Origin of the sequence: Serratia sp. ME47 (assembly GCF_903970925.1) — a bacterium.
Taxonomy (GTDB): Bacteria; Pseudomonadota; Gammaproteobacteria; order Enterobacterales; family Enterobacteriaceae; genus Serratia; species Serratia ureilytica.
This window is the reverse complement of sequence record NZ_CAJCKE010000005.1, coordinates 197,624-209,865: the sequence shown is the minus strand read 5'-3', so window position 1 is coordinate 209,865 and position 12,242 is coordinate 197,624. Positions and strand designations below refer to the sequence as shown.

Genomic DNA, 12,242 nt, shown 5'->3' with positions numbered 1-12,242 from the left:
TTTATTTTAGAGCCGACAGGTTCTTAGTTACAAACAACAAGCAAATAAGGAAAAGATAGAATGGCTAAGGGGCAATCTTTGCAAGATCCGTTCCTGAACGCATTGCGTCGTGAACGTGTTCCGGTTTCTATTTATTTGGTGAATGGTATTAAGCTGCAAGGCCAGATTGAGTCTTTTGACCAGTTTGTCATCCTGTTGAAGAACACGGTTAGCCAGATGGTGTACAAGCACGCTATCTCTACCGTTGTCCCGTCACGCCCGGTCTCGCATCACAGCAACAATCCGAGCGGCGGTTCAAGCAACTATCACCATGGTAACAATCCGTCTGCGCAGCAACAGCCGCAGCAGGAAAGCGATGACGCTGAATAAAGCGCGTTGCAAGTCAACCATGACGGGGAGCATAAGCAGCCGCGGGCTGTTTATGTCCCCCAAACTCACGGTGAGTGTCCGTTTGAGAGGTTGCACGCTTGTTTGACCGTTATGAAGCCGGTGAGCAGGCCGTACTGGTTCATATCTATTTCTCGCAAGACAAAGATACGGAAGATCTCAGCGAGTTCGAATCGCTGGTCTCCTCAGCCGGTGTAGAAGCTTTGCAAGTGGTGACTGGTAGCCGCAAAGCCCCGCATCCGAAGTACTTTGTCGGTGAAGGAAAGGCCGAAGAAATTGCAGATGCGGTGAAAGCCAGCGGCGCGTCTGTTGTCCTGTTTGATCATTCCCTTTCCCCGGCGCAGGAAAGAAACCTCGAGCGCCTGTGCGAATGCCGGGTGATCGATCGCACCGGGCTGATTTTAGACATTTTCGCCCAGCGTGCCCGCACCCATGAAGGTAAGCTGCAGGTGGAGCTGGCGCAGCTGCGTCACATCGCCACGCGTCTGGTACGCGGCTGGACGCACCTGGAGCGGCAAAAAGGGGGGATAGGCCTGCGCGGGCCGGGGGAAACCCAGCTTGAGACCGACCGTCGCCTGTTACGCGATCGCATCAGCTTGATTCTGCGCCGCCTGGAGCGGGTAGAGAAGCAGCGTGAACAAGGCCGACGCGCGCGGACCCGCGCCGATGTGCCGACCGTATCGCTGGTGGGCTATACCAACGCCGGCAAATCCACCCTGTTTAACCGAATAACGTCTGCCGAGGTGTATGCGGCGGACCAGCTATTTGCCACCCTGGATCCTACGTTGCGGCGCATTGACGTGCCGGACGTGGGGGATACCGTGTTGGCGGATACCGTAGGCTTTATCCGGCACCTGCCGCACGATCTGGTGGCCGCCTTCAAGGCGACGCTGCAGGAGACGCGCCAGGCCTCTTTGCTGCTGCACGTCATCGACGCGGCGGATCCGCGTGTCGACGAGAACATCGACGCGGTGAACACCGTGCTGGCGGAGATAGACTCGGATGAAATCCCTACACTGTTAGTGATGAACAAAATAGATATGCTGGACGATTTTGTGCCGCGTATCGACCGCAACGATGAAAACCTGCCGATCCGGGTGTGGCTGTCCGCCGCCAGCGGAGAGGGTATTCCGTTGCTGTATCAGGCGTTGACGGAGCGCTTATCGGGGGAGATCGCGCATTACGAATTGCGCTTACCGCCACGGGCAGGCCGTCTTCGCAGCCGTTTTTACCAGCTTCAGGCGATTGAAAAAGAGTGGAACGAAGAGGACGGCAGCATTGGCGTGGTGGTGCGAATGCCGATCGTCGAATGGCGTCGTCTCTGCAAGCAAGAACAGGACCTGATTGACTTTATCGTATGATCATATCCTGTTACATTTATGCTTCGCGAAAGCCTGAAGTACCCAATCACAGAATATGGAGCTAAAACATGGCGTGGAATCAGCCCGGTAATAACGGACAGGACCGCGACCCGTGGGGGAGCAGCAATAACAATGGCGGCAACTCTGGCGGTAACAACAAAGGCGGTCGTGATCAAGGGCCACCTGATTTGGATGATATCTTCCGCAAACTGAGCAAGAAATTGAGCGGTTTTGGCGGGGGCAAAGGCTCCAACAGCAATAGCGGCGGCACCGGGGCCTCCGGCCCGGGCTTCAGCGGCCGCATTATCGGTATCGCGGCGGTTGCCGTGGTGGTGATCTGGGCCGCCAGCGGCTTCTACACCATCAAGGAAGCCGAGCGCGGCGTCGTGACGCGTTTCGGTAAGTTCAGCCACCTGGTGCAGCCGGGCCTGAACTGGAAGCCGACCTTCATCGACGACGTGCGTCCGGTGAACGTGGAATCCGTGCGTGAGCTGGCGGCGTCCGGCGTGATGCTGACCTCCGATGAAAACGTGGTGCGCGTGGAAATGAACGTACAGTACCGCGTGACCAATCCGGAAGCGTACCTGTTCAGCGTCGTCAATGCCGACGACAGCCTGAGCCAGGCGACCGACAGCGCCCTGCGCGGCGTGATCGGCAAATACTCGATGGATCGCATCCTGACCGAAGGCCGTACCGTGGTGCGTAACGATACGCAGCGCATGCTGGAAGAGACTATTCGTCCTTACAACATGGGCATCACGCTGCTGGACGTCAACTTCCAGGCGGCGCGTCCGCCGGAAGAGGTGAAGGCGTCGTTCGACGATGCGATCGCCGCGCGTGAGAACGAGCAGCAATACATCCGTGAAGCGGAAGCTTACGCCAACGAAGTTCAGCCGCGTGCGAACGGCCAGGCGCAGCGTCTGCTGGAAGACTCCAAGGCTTATAAAGACCGCACCGTCCTGGAAGCTCAGGGTGAGGTGGCGCGCTTTGCCAAGCTGTTGCCGGAATACAAGTCCGCACCGCAGATCACCCGCGAGCGTCTGTATATCGAAACCATGGAAAAAGTGCTGGGCCATACCCGTAAGGTGTTGGTGAGCGACAAAGGCAACAACCTGATGGTGCTGCCGCTGGATCAGATGCTGCGCGGCCAAGGCGCGGCGACGGAGAGCGGCAACAAGGATACCAGCCTGATTCGCCTCAATCCGAATCCAGCGCCGGCTGCCAACAGCAGCACTCCGCGCACCAGCAGCGGATCGGTTATGGATCAGCGCCGGGCGAATGCGCAGCGTGACGACACCACTCGCGTAGGGAGAGAGTAATCAATGCGTAAGTCTTTTGTAGTTATTGTCCTCGCGGTGCTGGTGGTGCTGTACGCTTCGCTGTTCGTGGTGCAGGAAGGCCAGCGTGGCATCGTGCTGCGCTTCGGCAAAGTGCTGCGCGACGGCGAAAACAAGCCGCTGGTGTATGCGCCGGGTCTGCACCTCAAGATCCCGTTCATTGAGACCGTGAAGAACCTGGATGCGCGTATCCAGACCATGGACAACCAGGCCGATCGCTTCGTGACCAGCGAGAAGAAAGACCTGATCGTTGACTCCTATCTGAAGTGGCGCATCAGCGATTTCAGCCGCTACTATCTGGCGACCGGCGGCGGCGACGTCTCCCAGGCCGAAGTGCTGCTGAAGCGTAAGTTCAGCGACCGTCTGCGTTCCGAGATTGGCCGCCTGGACGTGAAAGACATCGTGACCGACTCGCGCGGCAAGCTGATGTCTGACGTGCGTGACGCGCTGAACACCGGCACCGTGGGTGACGGCGAAGAAGTGGCGACCACCGAAGCCGATGACGCTATCGCCTCTGCGGCGGCGCGCGTTGAGCGGGAAACCACCGGCAAACAGCCGCAGGTGAACCCGAACAGCATGGCGGCGTTGGGCATCGAAGTGATCGACGTGCGTATCAAGCAGATCAACCTGCCGGCCGAAGTCTCCGACGCCATCTACCAGCGTATGCGCGCCGAGCGTGAAGCGGTAGCCCGTCGCCTGCGCTCGCAGGGCCAGGAAGAAGCCGAGAAACTGCGCGCCAGCGCGGACTACGAAGTGACCCGTACCCTGGCGGAAGCCGAGCGTCAGGCGCGTATCACCCGTGGTGAAGGCGATGCTGAAGCAGCCAAGCTGTTCGCCAACGCGTTCAGCCAGGATCCGGACTTCTATGCCTTTATCCGCAGCCTGCGTGCCTATGAAGCCAGCTTCAAGGACAACCAGGACGTGCTGGTACTGAGCCCTGACAGCGATTTCTTCCGCTACATGAAGTCGCCTGATACCCTGCGCAAATAAGCGCGGCAGGCAATCTGATCGAGGGCCCGTTTTCGCGGGCCCTTTCTCGTTTTGGGGGATGCATGAACTCAACGATTTGGCTGGCGCTCGGGCTGGTCCTCGTGCTGGAAGGATTGGGGCCGATGCTGTTTCCGCAGGCCTGGCGCAAAATGATTGTGGCGATGTCGCAGTTGCCGGACGCGACGCTGCGGCGATTTGGCGGTGGAATAGTGGTTGCGGGCTGCGTGATCTACTACATGTTGAGCGGCCGCACGGGTCTTTAAAGTCTAGCCCAAAATTTATGCAATCGTATGCTAAAAGTGCTGAAAATCGAAAATTACGGTGGTAGAATCCATTTTTAAGCAATCGGTGATTTTGAAAAATGGGTAAGAACGTCGTCGTACTGGGCACCCAATGGGGTGACGAAGGTAAAGGCAAGGTTGTAGACCTGCTGACTGAACGGGCTCAATATGTTGTGCGCTACCAAGGTGGCCATAACGCTGGCCACACTCTGGTAATCAACGGTGAAAAAACCGTTCTTCATTTAATTCCTTCAGGCATTCTGCGTGAAAACGTCACCAGCATCATCGGCAACGGTGTTGTTCTGGCGCCGGACGCGTTGATGAAAGAAATGGGTGAACTCGAAGCGCGTGGCATCCCGGTACGCGAACGTTTGTTACTCTCTGAAGCTTGCCCGTTGATCCTGCCTTACCACGTTGCGTTGGATAACGCGCGTGAGAAAGCGCGCGGCGCGAAAGCGATCGGCACCACCGGTCGCGGCATCGGCCCGGCTTACGAAGATAAAGTGGCTCGTCGCGGTCTGCGCGTCGGCGATCTGTTCAACAAAGAAACCTTCGCCGTTAAGCTGAAAGAGATCGTCGATTACCACAACTTCCAACTGGTCAACTACTACAAAGTTGAAGCCGTCGATTATCAGGCGACGCTGGACTACGTGCTGTCTATCGCCGATATCCTGACCGCGATGGTGGTTGACGTTTCCGAACTGCTGGACGGCGCGCGCAAGCGTGGCGATCTGATCATGTTCGAAGGCGCTCAGGGCACCCTGCTGGATATCGACCACGGTACTTACCCGTATGTGACCTCTTCCAACACCACCGCCGGCGGCGTGGCTACCGGTTCCGGTATCGGCCCGCGTTATGTGGACTACGTGCTGGGCATCGTGAAAGCCTACTCCACTCGCGTGGGTGCAGGCCCGTTCCCAACCGAGCTGTTCGATGAAACCGGCGAGTACCTGTGCAAGCAGGGTAACGAGTTCGGCGCCACCACCGGCCGTCGTCGTCGTACCGGCTGGCTGGACGCGGTAGCGGTGCGTCGCGCGGTGCAGATCAACTCCCTGTCTGGCTTCTGCCTGACCAAACTGGACGTCCTGGACGGCCTGAAAGAAGTGAAGATCTGCGTGGGTTACCGCATGCCGGACGGCCGTGAAGTGGACACCACTCCGCTGGCGGCTGAAGGCTGGGAAGGCATTGAGCCTATCTACGAAACCATGCCGGGCTGGAGCGAAACCACCTTTGGCGTGAAAGAGCACAGCAAGCTGCCTCAGGCTGCGCTGAACTACATCAAGCGCATCGAAGAAGTGACCGGCGTACCGGTAGACATCATCTCTACCGGCCCGGATCGCAGCGAAACCATGATCCTGCGCGACCCGTTCGACGCATAATCAGGCTTTGCGGCATTAAACAAACCGGGCGCGTCCCGGTTTGTTTTTATCCTGACTCCCTCCGATTGCGGTTTCACGTCAAAAAATCCTTTCATAAACCCGCCTTAGGGCGCGGGATTCGCTAAATAATTAGCGACGAACTCTCCGGCTGGTTTATTATCCAATGAGTAATCTTTTGAATAGCGCCGAAAAGCGGCGTATCAGACGGGTAAAGTCATACCCAGAGGTAAGATGTGCAGTTAACAAGTTTTACTGATTATGGTCTGCGGGCGTTGATCTACATGGCCTCGTTGCCGCAGGACAAGATGACCAGTATCTCGGAAGTGACCGAGGTGTATGGCGTGTCTCGCAACCATATGGTGAAGATCATCAATCAGTTGAGCCGGGTCGGTTTTGTCACGGCGGTGCGCGGCAAGCATGGCGGCATCCGTTTGGGCAAACCGGCCGAGAGCATTCGCCTCGGCGATGTCGTGCGGGCGCTGGAGCCGCTTGCGCTGGTTAACTGCAGCAGCGAGTTTTGCCACATCACCCCTGCCTGCCGATTGAAGCAGGTGCTCCAACAGGGCGTACAGAATTTCCTTGAAGAGCTGGATAAGCATACGTTGGCCGACATGGTCGAAGACAATCCGCCGCTCTACAAGCTATTGCTTGTCGAATAAAACGACGTTGAGAAGACAAGGCTCAACGTCATCCTGCTGATGACAACGGAGGAACCGCAATGTCACAAGATCCATTCCTGGAACGAGAAGCAGAAAAATACGAATCTCCCATTCCCAGCCGTGAATATATCCTGGCCCATTTGGCGAAACGAGAAACGCCGGCCAGCCGCGAAGAACTGGGCAACGAATTGGGCCTCAGCGGCGAAGAACAGCTGGAAGCGCTGCGCCGCCGCCTGCGCGCCATGGAGCGCGATGGCCAGTTAGTGTTTACCCGCCGCCAGTGCTACGCGCTGCCGGAACGTTTGGACCTGCTGCGCGGCACGGTGATTGGCCACCGCGACGGCTACGGCTTCCTGCGCGTTGAAGGCAGCAAAGACGATCTGTACCTGTCCGCCGAACAGATGAAAATGGCGATCCACGGTGACGTGGTGCTGGCGCAGGCGCTGGGCGCGGATCGCAAAGGGCGTCGCGAAGCGCGCATCGTGCGCGTGCTGGTGCCGAAAACCAGCCAGATCGTCGGCCGCTTCTTCATGGATGCCGGTACCGGCTTCGTGGTGCCGGACGACAGCCGTCTGAGCTTCGATATTCTGATCCCGGCGGACAGCGTCAGCGGCGCGCGCATGGGGTATATGGTGGTGGTGGAGCTGACTCAACGCCCAACCCGCCGCACCAAAGCGGTCGGCAAGATCGTCGAGATCCTCGGCGACAAAATGGGCACCAGCATGGCGGTGGATATCGCGCTGCGCACCCATGAGATCCCGCATACCTGGCCACCGCAGGTGGAAAAGCAGGTGGCCGATCTCAGCGAACAGGTGCCGGAAGCGGCCAAGAAGGGCCGCGTCGATCTGCGCAAGCTGCCGTTGGTCACCATCGACGGTGAAGACGCGCGCGACTTCGATGATGCCGTGTACTGCGAGAAAAAACGCGGCGGCGGCTGGCGCCTGTGGGTCGCGATCGCCGACGTCAGCTACTATGTGCGTCCACGCACCGCGCTGGACGACGAAGCGCGCAGCCGCGGCAACTCGGTGTATTTCCCGTCGCAGGTGATCCCGATGCTGCCGGAAGTGCTGTCCAACGGGCTGTGCTCCCTGAACCCGCAGGTCGATCGCCTGTGCATGGTGTGCGAGATGACCATCTCCGCCCAAGGGCGCCTGTCCACGGCCAAGTTCTACGAGGCGGTGATGAGCTCCCACGCCCGCCTGACCTACAACAAGGTGTGGCACATTCTGCAGGGCGATCAGGAGCTGCGCGAGCATTACCACCCGCTGGTCAAGCACCTGGAAGAGCTGCACGCCATGTACAAGGTGCTGGATAAGGCGCGCGCCGAGCGCGGCGGCATCGCGTTTGAAACCGAAGAAGCCAAATTCATCTTCAACGCCGAACGCCGCATCGAGCGCGTGGAGCCGACGGTGCGCAACGACGCCCACAAGCTGATCGAAGAGTGCATGATCATGGCCAACGTGGCGGCCGCGCGCTTCGTCGAGAAACGCAACGAGCCGGCGCTGTACCGCGTGCACGATCGTCCGAGCGATGACCACATCTCCGCGCTGCGCAGCGTGCTGAGCGAGCTGGGGCTGACGCTGGGCGGCGGCAACAAGCCGCAGCCGAAGGACTATGCGGTGCTGATGGATGAAGTGTCCGAGCGCCCTGACCACGAAATGCTGCAAACCATGTTGCTGCGCTCGATGAAGCAGGCGATTTACGATCCGGAAAACCGCGGCCACTTCGGCCTGGCGCTGGCCTCTTACGGCCACTTCACCTCGCCGATCCGCCGTTATCCGGATCTGGCGTTGCACCGCGCGATCAAATACCAGCTGGCCAAAGAGCATGGCGAGCCGAAAGAGCGCTGGACGCCGACCGGCGGCTGGCACAGCGAATTCGAAGAGATGCTGCAGCTGGGCGAACACTGTTCGATGACCGAGCGCCGCGCGGACGAAGCGACGCGCAACGTCGCCGACTGGCTGAAGTGCGACTTCATGCAGGATCACGTCGGTGAAGTGTTCAGCGGCATTATCTCCAGCGTGACCGGCTTCGGCTTCTTCGTGCGCCTGAACGATCTGTTCATCGACGGGCTGGTGCACGTATCAACGCTGGATAATGATTACTATCGCTACGATAATATCGGCCAGCGCCTGATCGGCGAGTCTTCCGGCACGGTCTATCGCCTGGGGGATACGGTGGAGATCCGCGTGGATGCGGTGCATATGGACGAGCGCAAGATCGACTTCGCGCTGGTGTCCAGTACCCGCAAAGCGCGCGGTGAAGGCAAAACCGAGCGCGATCGCGCCAAGAAGGGCGGCCAGCGCACGCTGCGCGACAGCGGCAATGCGGGGCGCGGCAAGCGCCGCGGCGGCAAACCGCCGGCCAACTTCGAGCCGGACAGCGCCTTCCGCAAGCAGGATGACGCCAAGCCCGCGGACAACGTGAAGAAGGCGAAAAAGAAAGCCAAGAAAGCGTCCGACAAAACGCGGAAAATCGCGGCGGCGACCAAAGCCAAACGCGCAGCCAAGAAGAAAGGTGCCGAGCAGGCTTAACCTGCCGCACATCGTTACCATCGGCCGGTTATCGCCGGCCGCACGACTTTAAAAGAGCATCATGAGCGAAATTATTTACGGCATCCACGCCGTCAAAGCCCTGTTAGAGCGCGATCCGCAACGCTTCCTGGAAGTGTTTATCCTGAAAGGCCGCGAAGATCGCCGCCTGCAGCCGCTGATCGCCGAGCTGGAAGCGACCGGCATCGTGATCCAGGTGGCGAATCGCCAATGGCTGGATGACAAGGTTGAAGGCGCGGTGCACCAGGGGATCATCGCCCGGGTGCGCGAAGGGCGTCAGTATCAGGAGAACGATCTGCCGGGCCTGTTGGAGAGCGTGGAAACGCCATTCCTGCTGGTGCTGGACGGCGTGACCGACCCGCATAACCTCGGCGCCTGCCTGCGCAGCGCCGATGCGGCCGGCGTGCACGCGGTGATCGTGCCCCGCGATCGTTCCGCCCAGTTGAACGCCACCGCCAAGAAAGTGGCCTGCGGCGCCGCCGAAAACGTGCCGTTGATCCGCGTGACCAACCTGGCGCGCACGCTGCGTCTGCTGCAAGAGATGAATGTCTGGGTCGTCGGCACCGCCGGCGAAGCTGACCATACCCTGTATCAGAGCAAAATGACCGGCCCGATGGCGCTGGTGATGGGCGCGGAAGGCGAAGGCATGCGCCGCCTGACCCGCGAACACTGCGATGAGCTGATCAGCATCCCGATGGCCGGTACCGTCTCTTCACTGAACGTGTCGGTCGCCACCGGCATCTGCCTGTTCGAAGCGGTGCGCCAGCGCGGCTGATTCTTCTGACGGGGGCGCCGTGCTCCCGTTAATTCCCCCTCTTGTGATCCCGCCTGCGGCAGAAATCTCTGCGCCGACCATACTTACTCCTGACGCTTTTTTCAGGGAGCACTCTCATGGTCTGGACTACGCACACCGTTTTTAACCAACCCAAGCCGCTGGGTAACAGCAACCTGTTTCTCTCCGATACGCCGCTGCGCGAAGCGTTGCAGCGCGAGCAAGGCGGTTGGGACGCCGAGGTATTGGCTTCGCTGGGCCAGCAGCTCGGCACGCAGGAGTCGCTGGAGCTGGGGCGGCTGGCCAACGCCAACCCGCCGGAGCTGCTGCGCTACGATGCCACCGGCCAGCGGCTGGACGACGTTCGCTTTCACCCGGCCTGGCATATCCTGATGCAGGGGCTGATCGCCAACCGGGTGCACAACCTGCCCTGGCAGGAGGATGCGCGCATCGGTTCCTTCGTGGCGCGCGCCGCGCGCTTTATGCTGCATGCGCAGGTCGAGGCCGGCACGCTCTGCCCGGTGACCATGACCTTCGGCGCCACGCCGCTGCTGCTGCAGGCGTTACCGGCCGAGTTTCGCGCCTGGCTGACGCCGCTGCTGTCGGATCGTTATGACGCTCATCTGCTGCCGGGCGGGCAAAAGCGCGGCCTGCTGATCGGCATGGGCATGACAGAGAAGCAGGGCGGCTCCGATGTCTTGAGCAATACCACCACCGCCACGCCGCTCGGCGCGCGCGGGCCGGGCGAAGCCTACCGGCTGGTGGGGCACAAGTGGTTCTTCTCGGTGCCGCAAAGCGATGCGCACCTGGTGCTGGCGCAGGCCGAAGGCGGGCTGTCCTGTTTCTTCCTGCCGCGCATTTTGCCGGACGGCAGCCGCAACGCCATTCGCCTTGAGCGGTTGAAAGACAAGCTGGGCAACCGCTCCAACGCCAGCAGCGAGGTGGAGTTTCAGGACGCCACGGCCTGGCTGCTGGGCGATGAGGGCGACGGGGTGCGGCATATCCTGAAGATGGGCGGCCTGACCCGTTTCGACTGTTCGCTGGGCTGCCACGGCCTGATGCGCCGCGGGCTGTCGGTGGCGCTGTATCATGCGCTGCAGCGGCAGGCGTTCGGCAAATTGTTGATAGAACAACCGCTGATGCGCCAGGTCTTGGCGCGCATGGCGCTGCGGCTGGAAGGGCATACCGCGTTGCTGTTCCGGCTGGCTCGCGCCTGGGAGAGCCGCAGCAATGAAGGCGAACTGATCTACAGCCGGCTGCTGACCCCGGCGGCTAAATACAGCATTTGCCGTCAGGGCATGCCGTTCATCGCCGAGGCGATGGAGGTGCTGGGCGGCATCGGTTACTGCGAGGAGAGTGAGCTGCCGCGCCTGTACCGTGAAATGCCGGTGAACAGCATCTGGGAGGGCTCCGGCAACATCATGTGTCTGGACGTGTTGCGCAGTCTGCATAAACTGCCGGGCGCGCTCGAGATGTTGCAGTTCGAGCTGCAGCCGGTGCGCGGCCAGAATCGGTTGTTCGATCACGCCTGGCGGCAGTGGCAGCAGCGTGCCCGGCAACCGAGCGAGGAGATGGGGCGGCTGCTGACTCAACAGCTGTTCGACCTGTGCTGCGCCGCGCAGCTGCTGCAGCACGCCAGCCCGCTGATCGCCGACGCCTGGTGTCATCTGACGCTGGATCACCGCGGCGAGAGCCTGCTGTCGGCCGAGGCGTGCGAACTTCTGCTGAATCGCGCCATCGGCGGTTAGGGAAAAGGGTGGCGCCCGGCGGCGAAAACCTTTTTAATTCAGCCTCACTCTGACAGGAAAATGCACATGGATATTCTCAGCGCGTTGGCGGCGTTCGCCTCTTACTTCTTCAGCGGCTTCGCCATGATTTTGGTGTTTCTGTTCGTCTATACCCGCATCACCCCGCACGACGAATGGGCGCTGATCAAGGCCGATAATCAATCCGCCGCCTTTGCTTTTATCGGCGCTTGCCTGGGATATGTGATCCCGCTGGCCAGCGCGGCGATCAACTCGATCAGCCTGCTGGATTACCTGCTGTGGGGCGTGGTGGCGCTGGTGGTGCAACTGCTGCTGTTCGCCGCCGTGAAGATCTACATGCCGCGCATCAGCGACAAGATAGAAGCGAATCACCTGGCCGCCGGGATTTTCCTGGGGGGCGTCTCCGTCAGCGGCGGGGTGTTGAATGCGGCTTGCATGAGCTACTAAAGGTATAAGATGGCCGAGGCGCGCCAGCCAAGCGGGTGCGCCTGCTCTTCCATCCGCAGGATGCGGTAATAGCTGGCGCCGTGTTGGTCGGCGGTGCGGGCGATGGCCAGTTCCGCCTCCTGCGGTGAGCCGGGTAAATCGTTGAAGGTGATCTCGGCGATTTCACTGAGCGGCGTAACGCGATCGGCGGGCGCCAGCTCGGCGGACTGTGCGCCGGTGCTGAGCAATCCCATGGAAAGCAAGAGGGAGGTGAGTGCGGTGGAGCGTTTCATGGCGTTCCCCTTCGTCAGATCCTGAATCGACACCCGCAA

Annotated in this window: 12 protein-coding genes; 11 read left to right on the top strand and 1 reads right to left on the bottom strand. The window is 60.3% G+C overall.

The window, feature by feature from the left end; genetic code table 11:
- Window positions 1-60: 60 nt before the first annotated feature.
- From hfq to H7A77_RS08170, 11 genes are all read left to right on the top strand, one after another.
- Window positions 61-369, top strand: a complete 309-nt coding sequence (gene hfq / locus H7A77_RS08220; RefSeq protein WP_004933678.1) for an RNA chaperone Hfq — start codon at window positions 61-63, stop codon at window positions 367-369.
- Between the two features lie 98 nt (window positions 370-467).
- The gene (hflX, locus tag H7A77_RS08215) at window positions 468-1,748 is read left to right on the top strand and encodes a ribosome rescue GTPase HflX (RefSeq protein WP_033641625.1); all 1,281 of its coding nucleotides are present in this window, start codon (window positions 468-470) and stop codon (window positions 1,746-1,748) included.
- 68 nt (window positions 1,749-1,816) lie between these two features.
- A complete protein-coding gene (gene hflK, locus H7A77_RS08210; RefSeq protein WP_033641626.1) occupies window positions 1,817-3,067 on the top strand; it encodes an FtsH protease activity modulator HflK in 1,251 nt (416 codons plus the stop codon).
- Window positions 3,068-3,070: 3 nt separating this feature from the next.
- Complete coding sequence (hflC, locus tag H7A77_RS08205) at window positions 3,071-4,075, top strand: protease modulator HflC (protein ID WP_004933669.1); 1,005 nt, start codon at window positions 3,071-3,073, stop codon at window positions 4,073-4,075.
- A gap of 62 nt (window positions 4,076-4,137) precedes the next feature.
- On the top strand, window positions 4,138-4,338 hold the full coding sequence (locus H7A77_RS08200; RefSeq protein WP_004933666.1) for a DUF2065 domain-containing protein: 201 nt from the start codon (window positions 4,138-4,140) through the stop codon (window positions 4,336-4,338).
- Between the two features lie 98 nt (window positions 4,339-4,436).
- The gene (locus H7A77_RS08195) at window positions 4,437-5,735 is read left to right on the top strand and encodes an adenylosuccinate synthase (RefSeq protein ID WP_025159583.1); all 1,299 of its coding nucleotides are present in this window, start codon (window positions 4,437-4,439) and stop codon (window positions 5,733-5,735) included.
- Window positions 5,736-5,968: 233 nt separating this feature from the next.
- Complete coding sequence (nsrR, locus tag H7A77_RS08190) at window positions 5,969-6,394, top strand: nitric oxide-sensing transcriptional repressor NsrR (protein WP_015376391.1); 426 nt, start codon at window positions 5,969-5,971, stop codon at window positions 6,392-6,394.
- A 59-nt stretch (window positions 6,395-6,453) separates the two neighbouring features.
- Window positions 6,454-8,928, top strand: a complete 2,475-nt coding sequence (rnr, locus tag H7A77_RS08185) for a ribonuclease R (RefSeq protein ID WP_033651494.1) — start codon at window positions 6,454-6,456, stop codon at window positions 8,926-8,928.
- Window positions 8,929-8,989: 61 nt separating this feature from the next.
- Complete coding sequence (gene rlmB / locus H7A77_RS08180; protein WP_004933653.1) at window positions 8,990-9,721, top strand: 23S rRNA (guanosine(2251)-2'-O)-methyltransferase RlmB; 732 nt, start codon at window positions 8,990-8,992, stop codon at window positions 9,719-9,721.
- A gap of 116 nt (window positions 9,722-9,837) precedes the next feature.
- Window positions 9,838-11,466, top strand: a complete 1,629-nt coding sequence (locus H7A77_RS08175; protein ID WP_182074033.1) for an isovaleryl-CoA dehydrogenase — start codon at window positions 9,838-9,840, stop codon at window positions 11,464-11,466.
- Window positions 11,467-11,532: 66 nt separating this feature from the next.
- Complete coding sequence (locus tag H7A77_RS08170) at window positions 11,533-11,931, top strand: DUF350 domain-containing protein (protein WP_015376394.1); 399 nt, start codon at window positions 11,533-11,535, stop codon at window positions 11,929-11,931.
- Here H7A77_RS08170 and H7A77_RS08165 read toward each other — a convergent pair.
- Window positions 11,928-12,203 carry a DUF1471 domain-containing protein gene (locus H7A77_RS08165; RefSeq protein ID WP_025305027.1) on the bottom strand — a complete coding sequence of 92 codons (276 nt, stop codon included), beginning with the start codon at window positions 12,201-12,203 and terminating at the stop codon, window positions 11,928-11,930. The two genes, H7A77_RS08170 and H7A77_RS08165, sit on opposite strands and share 4 nt — an antisense overlap.
- Between the last annotated feature and the right edge of the window lie 39 nt (window positions 12,204-12,242).